Source organism: Microcoleus sp. AR_TQ3_B6, from assembly GCF_036702785.1.
Classification (GTDB): Bacteria; Cyanobacteriota; Cyanobacteriia; order Cyanobacteriales; family Microcoleaceae; genus Microcoleus.
This window is the reverse complement of sequence record NZ_JAUBVJ010000026.1, coordinates 67,876-88,995: the sequence shown is the minus strand read 5'-3', so window position 1 is coordinate 88,995 and position 21,120 is coordinate 67,876. Positions and strand designations below refer to the sequence as shown.

Here is a 21,120-nt window from a genome sequence, read left to right as displayed (position 1 = left end):
GTCCAAAAAGGACGGGCGGGACGCCCATCCCACAATAATAATTAAAATTGTAAGTTATTTAATTCGCGATCCTTAGAATAAGCTAGCAAAATTCTTACTGCGGGTAGTTCAGGATGTGGCACAAAAAAAGTGTTTGGTGGATGTTGGGAGGATTGGGAGGAAGTGCCGGCTGCACTAACATCCGAATAAATCCAGGCGCAGCAGCCGAAGCATTATCCGCTGTCTGTGGCAGTGAGGGAAATGAGGTACACGCGAGTGGTGTGATAAGCTGTTATGCACCTAGATTGTTTATGGTATTAGAGGGGGAGAAGGGGAGAGGATTTGACGAGTTTTGATATGGGATCGAAATATGCAATTTAAATGCAGAACAACTTAGAACGCAGAGTGAAGGAAACCCCAGTTCAGACCAAATCTTCGTTTACCTTTTTTACCTATTTATCCTGCATACTTCTGTTGCCCGCGCTATCGAATCCCCCAAGCCCGTTACCTTTTAACACTTATTCAGCAAACCCTAATTAGTGTTCCACTCCATAGTTTTCAAGGACTTAAAAAGTCTAAATGGTTGCCAGCCTGCTTTTGCAATTCATCAAGAGTACCTTGCCGTTTCACTTGACCCTGCTCCAGTAACACAATCCAATCAGCTCGCATGATGACTCTAGGGCGGTGACTAATCAAAATCGTAGTTTTACCTTGGCGGTGAGACAAGAGTCCATCTAGGACTTGGGCTTCACTCACTGGGTCAAGGTTAGCTGTTGATTCATCTAAAATCAGGATTGGTGGATTGGTGACAATTGCTCTGGCTATGGCGAGCCGCTGTCGTTGTCCTCCAGAAATATTTGCGCCAAACTCGCCTAAAACAGTTTGATATTTATCAGGTAGTTTGCTGATAAATTCATCAATCTTAGCTAGCTGACAGGCGGTAACGATTTCCTCAAAAGTAGCGTGAGGGGAACCCAAACGAAAGTTGGCGAGAATCGATCGACTCCAAAAGTGAGGTTCTTGAGGAATTAGAATAATCTGTTGGCGCAAACAATCAAGAGCCAGGTCTTGACTGTTATAAATTCCCAGGCGAATATTGCCCGATTGCAAGGGATATAACCCTGCAATGAGTTTGACTAAGGTACTTTTACCGCAACCCGATTCTCCAATTAAAGCAACGACTTTACCTCCGGGAATCGTCAGAGAAAAATCTTCTACTAAATCAATTTGACCGGGATAGTTAAAGTTAATGTTAGTGCAAACAATATCAGCGTTTTCAGAAATTTTAACAACAGGCTTTTTGATATCACCTGGTTGCCTTTCTGGTTTGGCATCAGTGACCTCTGTGAGGCGTTCCACAGCGGTTCTAATCCAGATAAATTCATTGATGATGATAATCAAATCAGCCATTAAGCGAATTACATTTTGCGCCAGGGTATAGGAAGCGACCAGTTGACCGATGCTGATTTCCTTAGCAATCACCAGTTGGCTGCCGAACCAAAGCATACCCACACTACCGAGATTAGAGACTACATCAGAAAAGGTGCGGTTAACAACCATAATCTGGATAGTGCGAAATGTCAGATTAGCTACCTTGCCAGAGCGGCTCTGAAGTTGTTCCCACAGTTGAGGTGCGGCAGAGGTTGTTTTGAGCGTGAGTCCTCCTTTAAAGGTTTCTACCAGAATTGCTTGGTTTTCACCGTCTTCGGCTAATACAGCTCGGGTTTTTTGCCGGATAGTTGGCAGCAACACCAGCGTCGATAGCGTCATCACCGCTGCAATTGAGCTGGCAAGCAGCATCAGTTTCCAGCTATAAAACATTAAGAAACCCAAAGATGCCGCAGCAATAAAAAACTCGCTGGGTAAAGTAACTAAAAGCTGAGAAATTATACTCCTAATGCGCTGAATATCTCGCAGTCTGCTAATGATTTCACCGCTGCGATGAGTTTCATAATAAGTGAGCGGCAAGCGCAGGATTGATCGAATAAATTCGAGAATCAGTCCCAACTCCAGCCGTTGAGCAAAATGCGCGATCAAATTTGATTGCACCAATCTCAGTCCGCTACCGATTACACTCATGACTAGAGTGGCAATAATGACACCGTTGAGCAGCTTGGTATCTCCCCGCACCAGCACATCATCAGTGAGAATTTGGATCAGGAACGGGAAAGCCAGAGTAATCAAACCCAAGAAAAGATTGAGGAGCAACGCTTCCGATAAAATGGCTCGATAAGGCCAGATGCGCTGCCAAAAGTGTGCCAGAATGTTAATTCGATCGTTTGGTTGCTCCGCAAAGCGAATTGGGTCTGCTTCCAGCAAGAGCATGATGTAATTTTGCCAGCCTTCGGTTAGCTGATGGCGAGATAAATAACGGATACCGACAGCCGGGTCAGCGATGACATATTTCTTGCCCTGCCGCCCGTACAAAACTACCCAGTGGTATCCCAGCCAGTGAATAATTGCAGGCAGGGGGAGGGCGTCGATTTGGTCAATAATCTCTGGTGAGGCTTTGACTCCTTGAGCATTGAAACCTAGCTCCTCCGCCCCCCGCTTCAGACCTAGCAGAGTGGTTCCCTGCTGCCCTGTGCCTACCAGTTCCCGAATATGGCTGATTGCTAAGGTACGCCCGTAATGTTTAGCAACGGTAGCGAAGCAAGCTGCCCCACAGTCAGATTCAGCAAGCTGTAAAACACAAGGATATTTAACCAATCTAAGCATTCTTATTTCAGACCCAACAGAATATGCCAGCGTAGATTCATTATTTTCATCATGTCTTTATAGCTTTTGGATGACGTTAGTGACACTTAGTTTCTTGTCACAAGCATCGGATTCAATCAAATGCTAAAATAGGGAATGAGAGAATTTCAGCGATTTAGATAAAATTGGGAAGTTTTGTATGCTAATCCTCTTTGAGGACAAGCAACCAAACTCTATCAATTTGAGAATTAGTTAGACTCTTCAATCATAAATTTGTCAGCAGTCTTGCTTTTGTAAGAATAAATGTAAGTACGGTCTCTTCTGTGGAGATAATATCTGATGTAACTTCCATTCCCGATTGGATGGGATAGTGATGACCGCTCTTCTCTAGATAAAGTTTTTCAGGTTGAAGGGTCACTTCGTAGTAGGGAGTAGCTGCACCCGTATCCTGGCTCTCAAGTGTAATCGCATCGGGAGCGATCGCCCTTACCGCGCCTTTGAGTGTGCCATAATCGGGATAAGGATAGGCAGAAACTTGCATTTGAGCTTTGCCCTGCGTACAGTCTGAGACTTTTTCTTCTTTGCAGACTCGAACGTGGCCAATATCTCGAACTGCCACACGAGCTTTAATCACAAGGGAGGGATTACTTGGAGCAATGCGGGCAATGGATTCTCCAGGACGTACCACCTGACCCGAATTTCGCAATTCCAGTTTGAGGATAGTACCGTCGGCGGAGGCGGTAATTACCGTTTTTTTGAGTTCGATACCAATTTGTTGGAGTTCTTGCCGATCGCGGTTGATTTGATTTTGGATTTCATGGCGACTTTGAATTAGCGCTTCTCGTTCTTTTCTTAACATCGCCAAACCTGCTTCGCCCTTAGATTTTTCTTGGGCAATTCGTTCAGAAGCGATTGCTACAGGTGCGGCACTAGGATTAAGGGCAGCTTCAACGACTTTTAATTTAGCGGCAGCTACTTCAACGGCTTGCTGTTGTTTCTCAACGGTTTTTCTTTGGCTTTCAATGGCTTGTCGTTGCGTTGCCACCGCTGCTTTTTCTCCGGCTACCGCTTGTTCTTGCTGCTCAACGGCTCGTTGGGTTTCTTCTAGTAAGTCGAGGGAAATAGCCCCCGATTGTCGGAGCGGTTGATAGCGATTTTGCTTAGAAATTGCCGCTTTTAAACTCGCCTCTGCTGCTTTTAAATTCGCCGCTATTTTCAGTAAATAAGCCTGTTCTTTTTGCAATTCTTCTTGGGCTTTTTGCCTTTCGAGTTGAGCTAATTGAAAATTAGCTGCGGCTGCTTCAACTTCGGCAACTGTAGTCAGTTTTCGTTCTCGATATTCCTGTTGATTGCGGCTTAAATCGGCTTCGGCGGAAGCAATTGCGCGTGCCATCCCCCAATTTTCTGCTGCGATTCGCTCCTCTGTAGCGGTAACTTGAGCTGTAATTTGCCGCAGTTGCAGTTGATTTTGCTCGATACTTCCTTGTAATTGACTTTTTTTAGTCAAAGATTGCGAGGAGTCGATAATTGCGATCGCATCTCCCTGTTTTACCGCCATGTTCTCTTTCACCGGAATACTTTCTACCCTGCCTTCTGTCGCTGCTTGTACTATCTGAACTTCTCCAACAGGTCGGACGGTGGCGGCAGCCTTGACGGTAATATTGTATTTCGTGATAGCAGTGAGGACGATCGCTGCACCAACGCTTCCCATCAGCAATATACCGCCTAGGGTTGTCCAAAGACTGATTGGAGGCAGAAATTCATCACTTTTAGCTGGGCGGACCAGGTCTGGGTTGGGGTCACTAAACATACTTACAAGGGTAGAGCACCAGGATTCTGGTTAATAAACAAATAACCCAGAGAGGAAATAGAAATATTGCTCTTTTGTCAACAGGGCAATCCTCTCCGGGTTAACTTTTTAAACGTTTGAACAACTACTAGGTAGCACCAATCTTTACTTGGTCAGTTGCTATCCCTCAACCGCTCCATATTCTTTGAGTTCCGCCGTTGACTGAAGACATATCTTTTTCGGTCAGGGTGACAATAGGCAGTTGTGTCAAAGGTAAAGTTTTGCCTTGTTTCTGGGATGGCTTTTTATTGTCCATTCTAGAATCCTCCATCTTTTAGTTAACTTTAACAAATTGGAGGGTAAAAGAAGTAGTTTTTTACTCCTTCTTTTCAGAACTTGGGTTGAATTCCTCGTTCGCTTCGTCCCTCCTGCAGCAACCTTAGAGGTTGATTAACCGCCCCATACCCTTTGAGTTCCGCCGTTGACTGAAGACATATCTTTTTCTGTGAGGGCTACAATAGGCAGTTTTACCAAAGGTAAGGTTTTAGCTGGTTTCTTGTCTTGCTTTTTCGTGTCCATTATAAAATCCTCCGCATTTTAGAAAAAATTAACAAAGTGAGGGGAAAAGAAGCCGTTTTTTACTACTTTTTTTCCTAACTAGGATTTAAGTCCTCGTTACCTTAGCCCCTCCTAAAGTTGCCTTAGAGGTTGATTAATAACCACCATTCCATGCGAAACTGCCCTTGACGGAAGACATATCTTTTTCGGTCAAGGTGACAATTGGCAGTTGTGTCAAAGGTAATGTTTTAGCTGGTTTCTGAGATTGCTTTTTCGTGTCCATTGTAGCATCCTCGGCTTTTGAGTGAATTGTAACAAATTGGAGGTAAAGATAAGTATCAAGAAATGAATTGTTTTCCGAACTCGGATTAAATTCTTCGTTACCTTACCCCTCAGACTAACAAGCTTAGAGGTTCCTTACCTCTAAATCGCCTTGATTTGTCCACTGCCAATGACAGGAGACATATCTTTTTCGGTCACAAAATCGCTCTATTCGCCACCCGGCAGACCGATTCGCCCGCCGTTGACGGAAGACATATCTTTTTCGGTCAGAGTGACGATTGGCAGTTGTGTCAAAGGTAAGGTTTTAGCTGGTTTCTGGTCTTGCTTTTTCGTGTCCATTATAAAATCCTCCGCATTTTAGAAAAAATTAACAAAGTGAGGGGAAAAGAAGTCGTTTTTTACTACTTTTTTTCCTAACTAGGATTTAAGTCCTCCTTACGTTAGCCCCTCCTACAGCCACCTTAGAAGTTGATTAACCAACCCATGTGTAGCCGCCGCCACCGTTGACGGAAGACATATCTTTTTCGGTCAAGGTGACAATTGGCAGTTGTGTCAAAGGTAATGTTTTAGCTGGTTTCTGAGATTGCTTTTTCGTGTCCATTGTAGCATCCTCGGCTTTTGAGTGAATTGTAACAAATTGGAGGTAAAGATAAGTATCAAGAAATGAATTGTTTTCCGAACTCGGATTAAATTCTTCGTTACCTTACCCCTCAGACTAACAAGCTTAGAGGTTCCTTACCTCTAAATCGCCTTGATTTGTCCACTGCCACTGACAGGAAACATATCTTTTTCCGTCACAAAATCACTCTATTCGCCACCGGGCCTGCCGACCCGCCCGCCGTTGACGGAAGACATATCTTTTTCCGTCAAGGTTACAATTGGCAATTGTGTCAAAGGTAGTGTTTTAGGTTGTTTCTGAGATTGCTTTTGATTGTCCATTGTAGAATCCTCCACGTTTAAATGAATTGTAACAAATTGGAGGGTAAAGAATTCGTTGGTTTCTCCTTATTTTTAGAACTTGGATTAACGTCCTCGTTACCTTAGCCTCTCCTACCAACCAGCAACCTTAGAGATTTCTCAACCTCTAAATTGCATTAATTTGTCCACCACCATTGACGGAAGACATATCTTTTTCGGTCAGGACGACAATAGGTAAATGTACCTGTAGCTGGGTTGTGACTTGTTTCTGGGATTGCTTCTTGGTTTTCATTGTTAGTTCTCCTGAGTTGAGAAATATGTACCTGAATCAAGAGATTCATTCATCATTTTGTTTGTCCGGATGATTCGCCAGATAGTTTGCTAAATATTTTTCTCAGAGAACCCGATCGATAATTCTCCACTTAACTTAGCCAATATCCAGGCTCGAAGGAATTGCCTTACGCTATGGCTTCTTCTACGGACCCGGCACTTGGTTCAATCCCGATGGTGATGTTGCCCAACAGGTGCGGCAGCAACAGTTCCCGATCGTAGGAAACGGTGATGGCGTATGGTCGTGGTTGCACATTGAGGACGCGACGATCGCTACCGTTGCAGCAGCAGGGCAATCCTGGTATTTATCTGATTGCTGACGATCGACCTCATTCGGTGCGCGAATGGCGAGAGAGGGTTTGCTCAATGGCTGAATGCTCCACCACCGCCACAGGTATCGGTTGAGGATGCTCTGCAAATGGAAGGTGGTGCGGATGCTGTTTACTACGGTACTCAGATGCGAGGTGTATCGAATGCCAAAGCAAAACGCGAACTGAATTTTCAGCCGCGATCGTTGGAATGGGTGGTTGACACCGCAGCGGTTCATACCAGTAATAACAGCTAAAAAGGAGTTTGCCCGTGCAGAACATCACGCTTGACACCATCACTCAAGCCGTTATTAATCATGGCTCGCGCGGCAAAGCTCACCCGCGACTGAACGAACATTCATAGCTCGCGAAAGCCTGTTGCAATCTTGTCTCCACCAGTTTCGTAGACAGCCCCGCCAATCCGCCACCGTCCGTCACCCCGACAATGTACGCATCCATGTCGATACTGCCCAGTCGGTAAACCTGCAACTGCCTTCTTGTTTTGCTTGAGGAAGTTAACCAAGTTCTGAAAGCGCTTGGCCGTTTCTCGTTCTTCTTCATCGTGCCAAGCTTCCTCTTGGGTGGCTGCATCAAAGAACTCATCGACTGTAACTACTTGCACGGCAGGATCGGGTGGATGTTCCGTGAGTTGCAGCAGCAACGCCTGGGTGAGTTGTTCCTGTTTCTGCCAGTTAATGACCTCAAAGGGAGCGTCGGTTTCGCGATCGAAAGAACAAGGCGTTTGATGCTTGTTTGAGTTGGGCGGCGATCGAGTCAGTCACGGTAATTGATTTTACTCGAGCTTACCCGCCATCAGCCAACCCAGGCAATGTCTTTGCACAAAAGTTAATAAAATATCAGCTAATCTAGTAATGGGATAAGGTTATAATTAACGTTATATTTTTTATGTTGAGAATCAAAATGAATATATCAACTCTCAAAACGACAGTAATAGGTAGTTTACTTTTTGGCCTAACATCTGGACTTCCAGCAGAAGCAGCACTCATGGTGCTTTCACAATCAGCCGAAGTTAATTTAGATAGTAGCTCGGTGCTATTCCAAATAGAATTTAATCGAGTCCCCGACTTCTTTACAACTGATGAATATGACAGACCAGCTGACTCTTTTCAATACTTCATTGATGCAGATGGATTGAGGAATACAGGCATTTCCTACAGTAATTTAGAATATCTCATCCGGGGGGATGAGATTCATGTAGGAGGGGACGTTCGCATCCGTAATATTTCTCCACCTGACCCAGATTTGTCCTCAGGAGGTTGGGGGTCTATTCGCGGCTCTGTTCCCTACACCTTGTCAGGAAATGTCTTCTCACTTCTTGTCCCCCTACAGCTTATTGATGACAGTGACGGCAAATTTAGCTACATATTAATGTGGACTGAATATGGCGGGGCAGGAGGTTTCATATATGCAGAAGCCGTACCTGAGCCTGCTACTGTTTTTGGTAGCTTTATGGCTTTAGGAGGTTTAGCAGCTTTCCAAAGAAAGAATAAGCAATTAAAAGGGCTGCGTTCGCGCGGACGGTAGCGATGAGGACGCTCTCAGTCGGGGAGATTTCCAGAACTATACTCGCTCTCTGAATTGCGGACGATCGCTCTCTCCATCCTTTAACTCTTAAAATGGGCGATAGTGCTAACTTTGTGTAAATCCGATTGTAGTAAGCCGGAAGGGAGGTATCTTGAGCCCAAAGTATAAACAAACAAGCACAACCCCATCACCAAAGGCAAAGCTCTAATTCTTTCAGGAGATTTGATAAAAGCGTTATCAGTAAAGAATCAAGATTTTTTCAGGACAGCAAAACTTTTCTCATTACTCGCTGTCCCCTACTTCCAAATACACTGCTAGGCAACAAAAATTGTCTGACCGTTGGTTAAACTACTGAAGTTATAGGTTGTGCTACCAGCTATGAGTGTTTCAAATTCAGAAGTTATCATAATAGCCCATCCATTACCGTAGGGGTCGCTGCTAGGCTGGGTGAAACTCACTGCTGTTTCCGATATATCAATGGTATAACTCCCTGGCGTTAATTCCAGTGTGTCTTGACCGTTTCCGCCATTAAAGCTACCATTACCAAAACCCTTGAGATAGTCTTGACCATTTCCTAAAAACACACTGCCACTGCGATCATTGCCTACATTAAAGCCTCCATTGGCAATGATTATATCGTTACCATTACCAGTATTAATGATACCGTCGTTGATGATGCCATATCGGTTACCAGTGCCAGTGATTGTATCGTTACCATTGCCAGTATCAATGGTATAAGTCCTGAGGTTGTAGAGACCGATACCATCTTCTGCGGTGGAAATGCCAGTGATGGTGTCGTTACCATCGCCAGTATACATAAATCCGTCAAATTCTCCTCCGTTCAAAAGACCGGTACCCACGGTATCAAGGATGCCGTCCGCCTCATCGATGTTACTACCAGTGATTATGTCATTGCCATCACCAGTATCCATAAATCCGAAGTTGGCGAGGGCAAAGCCATACTTGCTGCCATTGCCAGTGATTGTGTCGTTACCATCACCGGTATTCAAGAAGGTGTCCAAATAGTTGAAGATGCCGTAAAGAGAGGCATTACCAGTGATTATGTCGTTCCCCTTTCCAGTATCGATGCCGCCAGCGCCTCTGAGAGCTAGGCCGTAAAACTCGAGGGTAGTAGCCGTGATGGTGTCGTTACCGTCACCAGTATTTATAGTGCTATTCAAGCTTTGAATTCCCTCGCCTTTCTGGGTAATGCCAGTGATTATGTCGTTACCATCACCCGTATCAATGGTGCTTCCTTCGGTGTAAATACCATAATCCTTACCAAAACCAACAACTGCCTCGTTAATTCCAGTAATTCTGTCGTTACCCTCACCCGTATAAATACTGCCTATGTTGTAAATGCCAGAATAATAAGCATTATAATAAGAATAATCTGGATCGAAAGGAATTTCTCTTCGGTTGATGGTACCTGTTATTATGTCGTTACCATTAGCAGTATTGAGCGTGCCGGAGTTGAAAATGCCGCCAAATCTGTTCTGAGGTGGAGTGTCGGTGGTTATCTCCTTAGTGCCAATGACTATATCGTTGCCAGCAAGAGTATTCGCGATGCCAGTATTGGATATTTCTTCCACGCCAGACGAGGGAACAACATCAGCCCGATTGGTAAACGTTTCATTTGAAAGTTCGATCGCCATAGGGAAACCTCCGAATAAAAAAAAATGGAAGAATGTTAAATCTTATACTTTATAGTTATAACCCAAGCTCAAATATTCTATTCGGCAGTGTATTATTTCTTAACGCAGCCAAAGCTACTTTGAGGAGAAAGCTAGCTCATCGTGGTTTTAGTTACTAATAAATTTAATAATGGATAACTATGATGAGAAGGAATATTTTTAGCAAGGAAATATAAATGACACATTCAACTAGAAACAAGAGTCTTGAATCAGAAGTAATAGTTTATTAGGCTGTGGTTTAACGGGATTTGAACAAATTTCAAGGCAAACAGAGCGTCAAATCTGCTATGTGCGTGGCAAAGCAGTAAACATCTCTCATTCCCTGTCCCGATCATCGTCCCAGATGAGGTGAGCTTTGCCAAAGTAGCCAGCACCCATTAAACTGGCAAACAACTATTTCATAAGAGCTTCCTGCTGCTCTTGGGTAAGGGGGGATTGACCGTAGCTATCGATTATGGGTAGCTCAGATTGGGGCTTGAGTGACGCGATGAGAGCCGTGAAGAGGTTGAGGTACTTTTTCATTGGTGGGTGGAGATGCGTCTACTTCTTAGTATGCAATGGTGCAGGAACTCAAAGATGAAGCTTAATATTAGTTGTACTAAATCCTGGTTTGTTTTGGTCAAACTTGGGTTTGAGCCATGGGGATTATGGGTCAATATTATTCTCACGTTTTTGTTGTTTCCAATAGGGTAGAGAATTGTCTAGTGGTTCAATCCCTAGTAAATCTCCTTTTTTAGCTAAACTCGATAGAGCATTTTGAGCTGCATAGCGTATCTTTGGAATATTACCCATTGAGTTCCTTGAGAGTGCTGCGATAGCTGCTAAGTCACCATGACCGATATAGTCCTGTTTGAAGCTTTTCAGCCTTCAGTGTCCCGAAAAAATGTATCAGCAACTGCTTTTTACCCCCAACATCCGGGATAGCCGACAGTTTTTTAATTTAAGGCTGCGATTTTTCCAAAGCTTGTATTACTACTTCAGCCCTCGCAGTCCAACCAATAATACCGCCTTGGGCGCGAATCATATCGATCGCGCTCTGTTTAAACTGTGGGAAGTAGCTGGCTGTAGCATCCTCAACGAGTAAACATTCAAACCCCCGATCGTTAGCCTCACGTATAGTTGTTTGAACGCAAACCTCAGTCGTGACTCCAGTAAAAATTAGGTGAGTAATCGCTTTTTCACGAAGTATTAATTCCAGATTAGTGTGATAAAAAGCGCCCTTGCCGGGTTTTTTAATTACTGTTTCATCTGGCATAGGTGTCAATTCGGAGATAATTGAATTGCCAGGTTCACCCAAAATTAAAATTCGTCCCATTGGGCCTCGATCGCCAATTTTTAGTTTACTTTGACCCCGCTTTTGCTTAGATAGAGGACAATCAGAAAGGTCAGGTTGATGACCTTCAATAGTGTGAAAAATAGGGAGATGGCGATCGCGAAATGCCTCTAACAACTGCTTTACCGTTGGCACGATCGCCTGTAGTTGGCTGACATCATTGCCTAAAGCTTCACCAAATCCCCCACGCTCCAAAAAATCTCGCTGCATATCGATGATAACTAAAGCCACACAGCCAGAGACGGGCAGTTCATAATCATAAGGTTGGGCAGATATTAAGACCATAGCGATAGAGGTTTTTCCCAAATTACTAGGACTATGCAGCCAGCTTGGCTGACAACACTGTGGTTACTGTGAGGGGGGTTAATGACAAAGGTTCCGGCTTGGTGTTCGCCATTCTGGTCAGTTTGCGAGCCAGTTAGTACATAAATATGTTCAAAACCAGTATGCGTGTGCCTTGGGACACTTGCTCCCGGCTCATACCGCAATAGAGCAGCAGCCGGTCCACTTTGGTTGTCACCATAAAGTCGGTAGATTTCAACCCCATCACGAAATGGTTGCCAAGGCAACTTATTCTGCCACGTCGCGATATTAGGTAGATCCTTAAGGAGCAAAACTTGCTTCAGTAGTTCAGTCATAGGTATGGCTCGAATGAAAGATACGCGGAGACAGAAGGACGCGGAGAATTGCAAGAAACTATGGAGCATCGCCGCGCCCTCTTCGTCAACCAATCCAAAATCTAAAATTGATTAGTGTCCTGCCATACTCTTACCGATCTGAACAAAATCTGCATCTGCGATCGCACTTTCATAAGTAAAATTCCCGCCACTGATTACCAAAACCCGATCGGACAATTTCAGCAGTTCATCTAAATCTTCGCTCACCAGCAACACAGCTACTCCTCGGTTGCGAGCCTCAACAATCTGACCGTGAATGTACTCCACAGCGGTAAAATCAAGACCAAAGCAAGGATTCGCGGCAATTAGTAACTGAATATGTTCAGCAGAGAGTTCCCGCGCTAGCACTGTGCGCTGTACATTTCCCCCCGACAGATTGCCTACAGGGGTATCTGGCGAAGGCGTTTTTATTTTGAAAGTATTAATTAAGTTCTTAGCCGCCTGCCTAATTTCTTTGAAGATGAGTAAGATACTTGCTTTAGCTTGAGGAGGGCGGTCAAAAGTCCGCAGGGCTAAATTTTCTGCCACACTCATGTGTGGGACACAAGCATTATGAAGGGGTTCTTCTGGTAGTGCGAAGACCTGATGTTTAAACATCTCGGCTCGTGTTGCTGTATAAACTTCGCCATTGACCAGCACATCTCCACCTGTAGCAGAACGCTGACCTGCCAACACCTCCACCAGTTCCCGCTGACCGTTACCAGAGATACCTGCAATCCCAACAATTTCGCCGCTGTGAACTGTGAGGTTTACTCCTGTCAATACCTCCAGACCGTTATCTTTATTGGCGTGAAGGTCTTTAACTTCAAGGACAGGAATAGTCGTTGGGGGGGCTGTCTTTTCAACTTGTTTTGGCTCACGCCTTTCACCCATCATCATTTCAGACATATCAGAGACAGTCAGATCCTTTACCAAACCCTGACCTGCAAACTTTCCTTTACGCAGCACCGTGATGCTATCGCAAAACGCCATCACTTCCCGGAATTTGTGGCTGATAATTAACACGCTTAATCTTCCAGCAGTAACTTCTGCGCGCAGTAAACCTAAAACCTCATCGGCTTCCTGCGGAGTAAGCACCGAAGTGGGTTCGTCCAGAATCAAGATCCGACTCTGAAGATATATCTGTTTAAGAATTTCTAGCTTTTGTTTTTCCCCCGCAGCTAATTGAAACACCGGAGTATCTAGAGGAACTCGGAAAGGAGCAGTTTTCATAAAAGCCTTTAACCGCTCGTACTCGGCTTTCCAATTAATCAAATTGGGGCTATCAAAGCGGGACAAAACCAGATTTTCGGCTACCGTCATCGCAGGCACAGAAGTGAAGTGCTGGTAAACCATGCCAATGCCGTACTTATGAGCATCGCGAGGACTTGCGATCGTGGTTTCCTGCCGATCGATCAAAACTTTGCCTGAAGTAGGATTATAGAAACCCATGACACATTTAACAAGGGTACTTTTGCCTGCTCCGTTCTCGCCCAGCAAAGCATGAAACGTCCCTGGTTTTAGCGTCATCGAGAAGTTATCAAGTGCAGTCATCGTGCCAAACCGCTTAGTCATGTTAACCACCTCTAGTTCTGGTGGTTGAATAAAGTTTTGAGTTTTGAATTTTGAGTCTTGAGTTTCCAGTGCAGATTTTCGATCGATAAAATCAGTTACTTCTGTCATGTTTTTGTCTCCCCTGTAAAGTTTACAACTTATCGGCTACTTATGAGATTTAACTTGTTACTAAGAGCGCCCGGTTCATTTCAACCTTTGAAGTATTAACCTCACCTCTGGTAATATCTGCCTGCTTATCTGCGTTCATCTGCGTTTATCTGTTGTCATCTGCGGTTAAAAATTAACCCCTAATTCCTACAGATAAATTATCACATCACTCTTACACCACCGATACAACCCGACCTGATATAACGTGACTTCTTCCTCAAAACTCATCGTTTAAAGCTTTGATAAATGCTTCTGAATCAGCAACAGTTCCAAACACTCCTCCCTGCATCTGGATCATCTTAAGTGCCGCCAAATGGTTGCCATAATCTGTTGCGCCCGTACAGTCAGACAAAAGCAAACATTCATAACCGCGATCGTTTGCATCTCGCATTGTGGTATGCACGCAGACATCAGTGGTAATGCCAGCCAAAACAATATTTTGAATGCCCTTTCGTTTCAGTAACAGATCTAGATCCGTAGCATAAAACGAACCTTTTCCAGGCTTATCGATCACCGCTTCCCCAGGCAAAGGCGCGAGTTCTGGAATAATTTCCCACCCTGCTTCACCTCGAACTAAAATTCTGCCGCAGGGTCCAGGGTCGCCGATTCCGGCTTGAATTTGGCGCGATCGCCACTGCTTGTTTTCTGGTAAATCTGCCAAGTCTGGGCGGTGTCCTTCGCGGGTGTGCATGATATGGAAGTGCTTCGCCCGCGCGACTTCCAAGACTTGCTTGATGGGTTCAATAGGAGCGCGAGTCAGTGACAAGTCGTAGCCCATCTTATCAACATATCCACCAATGCCGCAGAAATCAATTTGCATATCAATTATCAGCAGCACCGTATTTTCTGGGCGCAAATCGCCATTGTAAGGATAAGGATATGGTTCAGCTTCTACAAAACGTCCCATGTTTATCTTCCTTGCGATAAATTCCTGTTTTACGTGTTAGTTCCTAAAGATCCAGGCGCGCCTGTCAAAGTTCGTTTCGGCGAACAAGTAATAATCATGATCGCCAGCGTCAGGATGTAGGGCGAAGCATTGAATAAGTAGTAATAGGAATCCACCCCTACTGATTGCAAAGCGGGACCGATCGCCTGCGCACCCCCAAAGAGCAACGAGGCGTATAAGCACTGAACAGGATTCCAACGGGCGAAAATTACCAGCGCTACTGCCATGAGCCCTTGACCGCTCGAGATGCGTTCTGTCCAGCTACCGGGATAGTAAAGGGATAAATAAGCACCACCAATTCCAGCTAAGAAACTGCCCGCGATAATACAGAGCATACGAACTTTATTAATGGAGATTCCCATTGCTTTGGCAGCATCGGGACTATCCCCAACTGCACGAATGAATAACCCCCAGCGAGTTGATTTAAAGAACCACTGCATTAAAGGTGCGATCGCTACACCTAACAAAAATAGGGGACAAATTTGTAGCGCTGATTGCACCGGAGGCAGATGACTCCAACCAGCCAGAGGTATACTAGGTAACTGGGGGGCACTTGGTTGAATAAAAGGTTTGCCAAAAAAGAAAGCAATGCCGCTACCAAAAATAATCATGGCGATGCCTACGGCAATGTCATTTACTTTTGGTTGTATGCACAGCCAAGCGTGGATAAAACCTAGTACCGTGCCAGCTAAACCAGCGGCTAAAACACCTAACCAAGGCGATCCAGTCTGATAAGAAATAGCATAGGCACTCATCGCACCCGTTAACAGTGTCCCTTCTAACCCCAAATTAATCTTGCCGCTTTTTTCAGTCAGGCATTCGCCCAAACTGACGAACAGAAACGGAGCGCTACCCCGCAAAGTTCCTGCCAAGATACCCAAAGGTACTCCCCACCAACCTAATACTTCTGCGGCCATTGTTGATTCCTCCGATTTGAGATTTTGGCTTAACGTATTGCTTAGTTAGACAGTGGCTATTGATGGCTGCTGAGGGCTATCGGTTGACGGTTCTTTGAAAAATGGCAAACGTCCGTAGAGCGATTCGCTATACAGAACTACCAAAAAGACTAACCCTTGGAACACTAAAACCGTTGCATCGGGCAGTCCGTGTGCCCGTTGCAAGATGCCACCGCTAGCAAGAATGCCGCCGAGCAGAATTGCGACAATAGTCGCCGCCAGAGGGTTGTGTCGAGCAATGAATGCGACTAAGATACCGCTGTAGCCATAGTTAGCATTAAGTGATTCGTTAGCTCGACCGTGCACGGCTGCGACTTCCACCATGCCTGCCAAACCCGCACAAGAGCCAGCTAAGAAACAGATTGCCATTGTCAACTTGCCGACAGGAAGTCCGGCAATTCGAGCAGCGCGGATGTTACCTCCTGCTGTTCTAGCTGCAAAGCCAAAGGTAGTGCGCTGGATCAGGAAGTAGGCGATAGCACAAGCAACCAACCCATAAATTAGACCGTAGTGAACCCGGGTTCCTGGAATATTCCCTAACATATTCACATCAGGAATCGGGTAACTAGAAATTTTATTGACGCTGCTGGGGTCCCGCATCACGCCGCCGACTAAATGATTCAGCAGGGCGATCGCGATATAGTTCAACAACAAGCTGCTAATTGTCTCATTCACTGCCCGGTAATAGCGCAGAGCTCCCACTGCACCAATCCACACACCTCCACAGACAATTCCTGCCAGCGCCATGGCAATTTGGACTAACATCGGCGGTGCAGAAGATAAAGCCAGTCCAGTGGCTACAGCCGCCAGACCCCCAACTACTAAAGCGCCTTCGTTGCCGATAATCACCAACCCCAAACGGGCAGGCAAAGCCGTACACAGGGAACTCAACATTAACGGTGCAGCCCGGATCAGGGTGTTTTGGAATGAATGCCAACTGCCAAACGCTGCTTTGTAGATTGAGGCATAGACGGCAAAGGGATTAGATCCAGCCGCCGCACAAAAAATTCCAAACAATACCAATGAGAAGAGGATGGCGGCGATCGGAATACAAACCGCTTCCAAAGTTGTACGCCAGTTTTGACGGTTAATCATCATCAGAAGAAAAGATGAATTACTAAGAAAAGGATGAGTGTTGAATTAAAAACTTGCTTGTATAGCGGTTGCCGACGGGCGTGAAATACTCGCTTAGCGAGGGGAAGGGGTATGTAGGGGCCAACCTGCTCGCCCCTACTAAGCTAATCAGAGTTTAAGTTGTCCGCTAGACAATTTTGAATGCACATCAGCTAATTAACTTGTAACTTTGCCGATAACGCCTGATGCGAGCCAATTCATCTTTTCTAGTTCTGCGTCTTGCTGCTTGTAATCCTTACCTTCAGGAATCACAACTTTCCCGGTGTTATCTTTTATTTCCCCCTTATAAATGACCATGCTGCCATCTTGAAACTTACTCTTAGCAGCATCAGCATCCTTTTTCGCTTCGGCCGTTACGGCGCTACCGTAGGGCGACAGCTTCAAAAAACCATCCTTCAAACCACCGCGTACTATATGGGGAATGCCTCCGTTCATTAGCGTCTTGCCAGCCTTTAGCATTTCAGCATACTTAGAATAGACATTCGTCCAGTCCCACTCGGCACCTGTTAAATATCCTTTGGGAGCAAGTTGGGCTTGACTTGCATGGAAGCCGGTACAGAAAATGCCTCGCTTATTAACAGTTTCCATCACTACTTTGGGGCTATCTACGTGACAGGTAATTACATCAACACCCTGGTCAGCCATGCTATTGGCAGCATCAGCTTCTTTAATAGGCAAAGACCAATCTCCTGTAAAAATCACCTGAGTTGTAACTTCTGGTTTAATACTGCGTGCTCCTAAGGTAAAACTATTGATATTGCGCAATACTTGGGGTATGGGTTTAGCAGCAATAAATCCTAATTTTCCAGTTTTAGAGGTGTGGGCGGCAACAATGCCTGCTACGTACTCACCCTCATCAATGTAGCCAAAATAGCTGCCAACGTTCTTTGGATGCTTACCCTCCTGATAAAGTCCACCGCAGTGGAAGAATTGTACCTCGGGGTAATCCTTAGCCAGTTTCAGAATATGCGGGTCAAAGTACCCGAAGGACGTAGGGAACAGAACCGTTGCCCCATCCTGTTCAATCATGTTCCTCATGGTTTCTTGTACCGCCGTAGTCTCAGGAACATTTGCTTCCTCTACGGTTTTTACCCAGGCTAATTTTGAAACGCCAGCTTTCCCTTCTGCTAGGGCTTGATTGTAGCCGTAGTCATCTTTGGGACCAACATAAATAAATCCCATCACAATTGGCTTATCTTTGCCATCCGATTTGGCTTGGCCCTCTTTAGCAGGAGTACATCCTGTCCAAAGGCGCGATGTGGCTGCAAACGCTGTAGTAGATAAAATCCCACGAATTACTTGACGCCGAGGTATAAACAATGACTTTTTGGTACTCATTCTCTATGTTCTCACTAAAAGTCTTTAAGAGGAATTCATAGCTAAGCTGTAACGCTTACATAGCCTTTCTCAGTAACATGAGGTGCTATCTGGCATCGGGCATCGGCCAAATAGGGCATGGGCCAAATAGGGCATACCTCACCATGCTTGAGAACCGCTATACTTGCTGCGAATTACTAGATATATGCACGCTAAGTTTCTTAGCTTTTAGTCTATTTATTCAACAATGAGATTAACTTCGTTCATAACTATTTAGATTTCAATTACTTCTTGGATTTAAGGCAAAAAATACATGATGACGCCCGACTAATTTTCATATAAAATTAGTTTGGCTGGAAATTTTGTCCTAGGAAAGTCGAATACCCTAAAAATCAATGATGTTTATTTTATCCCAACTACTTTGAGTAGTAGTTTTTTTTATAAAAACTTAATAATATTAGCAAAAATGCGTCACGAAAAGTTTGCAAGGAACAAAATTAAACAATAATGTTCACCACAAACAAAAAATAATTTTTGACTTCTGGCACACAACTAGCTTTTGAGTGTTGGACGCAACGTAAAAATAAGTCGAGTCTGAATCAAAAACAATAGAAATCGATATCATAAAATCAGAAAAACTGTTATTGATTTCTAATAACAGTCAATAAGAGGTATTTTATGTCTGAACCACCTAGTTTTCCCATCCCAGAAACTGCCCAAGCCGATCGCACAACAGGGCGTTACATTATTACTTTCCGCTAAGATGCGGTGACAGAAGGGTTAGCCCTCCTAAGTGACCGAGCTGGCATCACGGGACTGGCAAACGCTGCCGATTTCCCCGACTCGGCTTAGAGTGCAGCCAAATTGAAGCAGCAGGGGGAGGGGTGTTCGCAACTCTCGCTGCGGCCGTCGTCTCCTTAGACGAAGTGGGTTTCAGCAGGACCGTGACATCAGCCCGAGAGGATTCTGCCCTCAGGGCGAGAGGACCGGAGCGCACTTTCTACGCCATGGAAGATGGATTGTCCCTAGAGAATTTGCTTTCTCGATCGCGATGCGGTGGATAACCTGTACGAGAAAGCCACTACTGAGGAGGTAGAAGGAATCAACAAACAAGAATGTTTTGCTGATTATATCGAGTTTATCCCTCTTCTGTCACTCTCCGGATTAAAGAAGTAAGAAATAAGCCCACATTAAGCAGAATAATAAAAGGGTGGGGATTGATTCATTGCCTGTATTAATTGCTTAAGCCCAAGCAATAAATTAGAATTAGGGAATATTTACAGCCCAGGATAAATCAACCCAAATAGAAGAATGGGGTGGATAACTAAAGGAAAATTATTCAATATTATTCCATCCACTTTGGTGATTTTATTGATGAGCCGAGAAAGTAGCCGAATTATGGTTGGGATTAGATTGAGTTTGAGCGCATAGATTTAAGGATAAAAAAGCTGCTGAATTTAAACTAATCATTCTGCAAAAATAAAAATAATCGATCGCCAGTTTTCAATATCCTTAAAAATAGTAAAACGGTAGTCTGTCCAATCTCGCTATATTGGGGCGTGGCTCAAGAGTGCGATCGTTGCGATCGCTCTGGTGCGATCGCGATCGGTCTGCAAAGCATAATTAAATAAGAGCTTTCCCCAGCGGCCTAGTCTGGGGGAAGCTCCCTAGCTACCAGAAAAAAAAGAAATTGTAGACAAAATAGAAAATACCTAGCCGAATCTACCCTACGGGCGGCAATGCACTACTTTGAGCAATCGCTTTTCTCTCTAAACTTTTGGGGCAGCCCTCACCAAAGCATAACTGAGGCCTCGCCACTAGCCAAGTTAGAGTATGAGCGGATTCTCAGCACATACCGCCGACCTTTATAAAGCCGAACTTGGATTTGTGCATTCAAGTCTTTCCCAGTGTCGTCGTCACCAGCAACATATTTCAGGTCACCACTGTGATCCTCGAAAAGAACTATGACTGTATCTAGTTCTCCGAAGGTTGCAATTGTATAGCTTCGGGTAGCAGAGGGGTTGATCGCAAAGTTTTTCTGTTCAGCAGGGGCGAGGGATAGAATCTCTGAACGGAAGGGTTTAAGTTCTGTATAACTCGACTCATCAAGCGGGGGATAGAATAATCGTACCTGCGATACATCCTGCTGAGAAAGTCCGCCTGCAGGGTTTAATCCCTTTTGGTACTCCACAGGTTTCTCAATGAGCCCCGCTGCAAAAGCGTAATGCATGATTGAGTTGGGATCCCACTTTGACCCCTCAACTTCTCCTGTTGCAAGCTTTCGGAGAACATTATGAAAAGTTGTATCTCGGTCCCAATTGTTAGGAGGAGCACCAAAATATTTATAAACGGCTTCTTCGTCCCATACGATACCTGCAAACGGGTTTTGGTGTTCGTGAGGGAAACCTAAGGCGTGGCCGATCTCGTGAACAGGGACATCTACTCCACGGGAATCGGCCCGAAGATCCCAGCCGAAGTTCATGGTTCGCTCGCCTTGCTTAGGAAGATCGATCGTATCGCGGCCAACATACGACCAGGCTCCATCCCCTTGCAAAAAGCCGATTCGTATCTCTGCCTCGCTGATGTTGCGAACTTCCTCAAACTTGATACCAATTCCTACGTTCTTCCACACCTCAAACCCCTGCCGGACAATCTCCTTCTGCTCATTCCCGCCTGAATATTTACCGCTCTCAAAAAAGTAATAACGTAATTTTGTACCGTTAACCCACTTCTTCCCGATATACCGTATTAGACGAGCACGCTCCGGCGACACGCTCGGATCGAAAGTGCGTGGAGGAACCTTTGGCAAAGCACAAAAATGGTGTGCTTCCTTACCTGATTCTGCGACACCTGGGCTAACGTTGATTTCGAGCCTAGCTTCAATTTTTTCGATGCGTTTTAGTAATTGCTCAACTTGATAAGAGTTGATTTGTGAACTTTGAGTCATGACAAATTC

The 21,120-nt window shown here is 44.9% G+C and carries 25 protein-coding genes and 1 pseudogene; 4 read left to right on the top strand and 22 right to left on the bottom strand.

What is annotated here, in order from left to right; genetic code table 11:
- Positions 1-113: 113 nt before the first annotated feature.
- Positions 114-335, top strand: coding sequence for a hypothetical protein (locus tag QUB56_RS15175; RefSeq protein WP_332956152.1), 222 nt, complete (start codon positions 114-116; stop codon positions 333-335).
- A gap of 202 nt (positions 336-537) precedes the next feature.
- Here the strand turns inward: QUB56_RS15175 and QUB56_RS15170 are convergent, their stop codons facing one another.
- From QUB56_RS15170 to QUB56_RS15125, 10 genes are all read right to left on the bottom strand, one after another.
- Complete coding sequence (locus QUB56_RS15170) at positions 538-2,697, bottom strand: peptidase domain-containing ABC transporter (protein WP_332956150.1); 2,160 nt, start codon at positions 2,695-2,697, stop codon at positions 538-540.
- A gap of 244 nt (positions 2,698-2,941) precedes the next feature.
- Positions 2,942-4,486, bottom strand: a complete 1,545-nt coding sequence (locus QUB56_RS15165; RefSeq protein WP_332956148.1) for an HlyD family efflux transporter periplasmic adaptor subunit — start codon at positions 4,484-4,486, stop codon at positions 2,942-2,944.
- Between the two features lie 166 nt (positions 4,487-4,652).
- Positions 4,653-4,781: a hypothetical protein gene (locus QUB56_RS15160; protein WP_332956146.1), complete on the bottom strand. Its 129-nt coding sequence runs from the start codon at positions 4,779-4,781 to the stop codon at positions 4,653-4,655.
- A 134-nt stretch (positions 4,782-4,915) separates the two neighbouring features.
- Positions 4,916-5,044, bottom strand: a complete 129-nt coding sequence (locus QUB56_RS15155; RefSeq protein ID WP_332956143.1) for a hypothetical protein — start codon at positions 5,042-5,044, stop codon at positions 4,916-4,918.
- 133 nt (positions 5,045-5,177) lie between these two features.
- Positions 5,178-5,306 (bottom strand): hypothetical protein, encoded by a 129-nt coding sequence (locus QUB56_RS15150; protein ID WP_332956142.1) that lies wholly within the window; start codon positions 5,304-5,306, stop codon positions 5,178-5,180.
- 206 nt (positions 5,307-5,512) lie between these two features.
- The gene (locus tag QUB56_RS15145; protein ID WP_332956140.1) at positions 5,513-5,644 is read right to left on the bottom strand and encodes a hypothetical protein; all 132 of its coding nucleotides are present in this window, start codon (positions 5,642-5,644) and stop codon (positions 5,513-5,515) included.
- Between the two features lie 133 nt (positions 5,645-5,777).
- Positions 5,778-5,906, bottom strand: coding sequence for a hypothetical protein (locus QUB56_RS15140; protein WP_332956138.1), 129 nt, complete (start codon positions 5,904-5,906; stop codon positions 5,778-5,780).
- A gap of 206 nt (positions 5,907-6,112) precedes the next feature.
- Positions 6,113-6,244: a hypothetical protein gene (locus QUB56_RS15135; RefSeq protein WP_332956137.1), complete on the bottom strand. Its 132-nt coding sequence runs from the start codon at positions 6,242-6,244 to the stop codon at positions 6,113-6,115.
- Positions 6,245-6,389: 145 nt separating this feature from the next.
- On the bottom strand, positions 6,390-6,515 hold the full coding sequence (locus QUB56_RS15130; RefSeq protein WP_332956136.1) for a hypothetical protein: 126 nt from the start codon (positions 6,513-6,515) through the stop codon (positions 6,390-6,392).
- A gap of 166 nt (positions 6,516-6,681) precedes the next feature.
- The gene (locus QUB56_RS15125) at positions 6,682-6,807 is read right to left on the bottom strand and encodes a hypothetical protein (protein ID WP_332956134.1); all 126 of its coding nucleotides are present in this window, start codon (positions 6,805-6,807) and stop codon (positions 6,682-6,684) included.
- A 59-nt stretch (positions 6,808-6,866) separates the two neighbouring features.
- Here QUB56_RS15125 and QUB56_RS15120 point away from each other — a divergent pair, with 59 nt between their 5' ends.
- Positions 6,867-7,118, top strand: a complete 252-nt coding sequence (locus tag QUB56_RS15120) for a hypothetical protein (RefSeq protein ID WP_332956133.1) — start codon at positions 6,867-6,869, stop codon at positions 7,116-7,118.
- Positions 7,119-7,197: 79 nt separating this feature from the next.
- Here QUB56_RS15120 and QUB56_RS37245 read toward each other — a convergent pair whose 3' ends face one another.
- Both QUB56_RS37245 and QUB56_RS37240 read right to left on the bottom strand, forming a co-directional pair.
- Positions 7,198-7,422 (bottom strand): nuclease A inhibitor family protein, encoded by a 225-nt coding sequence (locus QUB56_RS37245; RefSeq protein ID WP_445243352.1) that lies wholly within the window; start codon positions 7,420-7,422, stop codon positions 7,198-7,200.
- Positions 7,412-7,639, bottom strand: a pseudogene (locus tag QUB56_RS37240) (nuclease A inhibitor family protein); the annotation flags it as partial. The gene QUB56_RS37245 and the pseudogene QUB56_RS37240, both read right to left, overlap by 11 nt.
- Before the next feature lie 143 nt (positions 7,640-7,782).
- On the opposite strand from QUB56_RS37240, the gene QUB56_RS15110 reads away from it, so the two are divergent.
- Positions 7,783-8,406: a PEP-CTERM sorting domain-containing protein gene (locus tag QUB56_RS15110; protein ID WP_332956132.1), complete on the top strand. Its 624-nt coding sequence runs from the start codon at positions 7,783-7,785 to the stop codon at positions 8,404-8,406.
- A 314-nt stretch (positions 8,407-8,720) separates the two neighbouring features.
- Here the strand turns inward: QUB56_RS15110 and QUB56_RS15105 are convergent, their stop codons facing one another.
- From QUB56_RS15105 to QUB56_RS15065, 9 genes are all read right to left on the bottom strand, one after another.
- Positions 8,721-10,061, bottom strand: coding sequence for a hypothetical protein (locus QUB56_RS15105; protein WP_332956131.1), 1,341 nt, complete (start codon positions 10,059-10,061; stop codon positions 8,721-8,723).
- A gap of 684 nt (positions 10,062-10,745) precedes the next feature.
- On the bottom strand, positions 10,746-10,892 hold the full coding sequence (locus QUB56_RS15100; protein ID WP_332956130.1) for a hypothetical protein: 147 nt from the start codon (positions 10,890-10,892) through the stop codon (positions 10,746-10,748).
- 148 nt (positions 10,893-11,040) lie between these two features.
- Positions 11,041-11,718 carry a cysteine hydrolase gene (locus QUB56_RS15095; RefSeq protein WP_332956129.1) on the bottom strand — a complete coding sequence of 226 codons (678 nt, stop codon included), beginning with the start codon at positions 11,716-11,718 and terminating at the stop codon, positions 11,041-11,043.
- Positions 11,709-12,071, bottom strand: a complete 363-nt coding sequence (locus tag QUB56_RS15090) for a cupin domain-containing protein (RefSeq protein WP_332956128.1) — start codon at positions 12,069-12,071, stop codon at positions 11,709-11,711. The genes QUB56_RS15095 and QUB56_RS15090 overlap by 10 nt, the downstream gene beginning before the upstream one ends.
- 111 nt (positions 12,072-12,182) lie before the next feature.
- Positions 12,183-13,772, bottom strand: coding sequence for an ABC transporter ATP-binding protein (locus tag QUB56_RS15085; RefSeq protein ID WP_332956127.1), 1,590 nt, complete (start codon positions 13,770-13,772; stop codon positions 12,183-12,185).
- Positions 13,773-14,028: 256 nt separating this feature from the next.
- Positions 14,029-14,718 carry a biuret amidohydrolase gene (biuH, locus tag QUB56_RS15080; protein WP_332956126.1) on the bottom strand — a complete coding sequence of 230 codons (690 nt, stop codon included), beginning with the start codon at positions 14,716-14,718 and terminating at the stop codon, positions 14,029-14,031.
- Positions 14,719-14,747: 29 nt separating this feature from the next.
- On the bottom strand, positions 14,748-15,674 hold the full coding sequence (locus QUB56_RS15075) for an ABC transporter permease (RefSeq protein ID WP_332956124.1): 927 nt from the start codon (positions 15,672-15,674) through the stop codon (positions 14,748-14,750).
- 45 nt (positions 15,675-15,719) lie between these two features.
- Positions 15,720-16,811, bottom strand: coding sequence for an ABC transporter permease (locus tag QUB56_RS15070; protein WP_332956123.1), 1,092 nt, complete (start codon positions 16,809-16,811; stop codon positions 15,720-15,722).
- A gap of 192 nt (positions 16,812-17,003) precedes the next feature.
- Complete coding sequence (locus tag QUB56_RS15065) at positions 17,004-18,185, bottom strand: BMP family ABC transporter substrate-binding protein (protein ID WP_332956122.1); 1,182 nt, start codon at positions 18,183-18,185, stop codon at positions 17,004-17,006.
- A gap of 863 nt (positions 18,186-19,048) precedes the next feature.
- Between QUB56_RS15065 and QUB56_RS15060 the strand changes: the two genes are divergently transcribed.
- Positions 19,049-19,228, top strand: a complete 180-nt coding sequence (locus QUB56_RS15060) for a hypothetical protein (protein ID WP_332956121.1) — start codon at positions 19,049-19,051, stop codon at positions 19,226-19,228.
- A 725-nt stretch (positions 19,229-19,953) separates the two neighbouring features.
- Here QUB56_RS15060 and QUB56_RS15055 read toward each other — a convergent pair.
- On the bottom strand, positions 19,954-21,111 hold the full coding sequence (locus QUB56_RS15055) for a M12 family metallopeptidase (protein ID WP_332956119.1): 1,158 nt from the start codon (positions 21,109-21,111) through the stop codon (positions 19,954-19,956).
- Positions 21,112-21,120 lie beyond the last annotated feature (9 nt).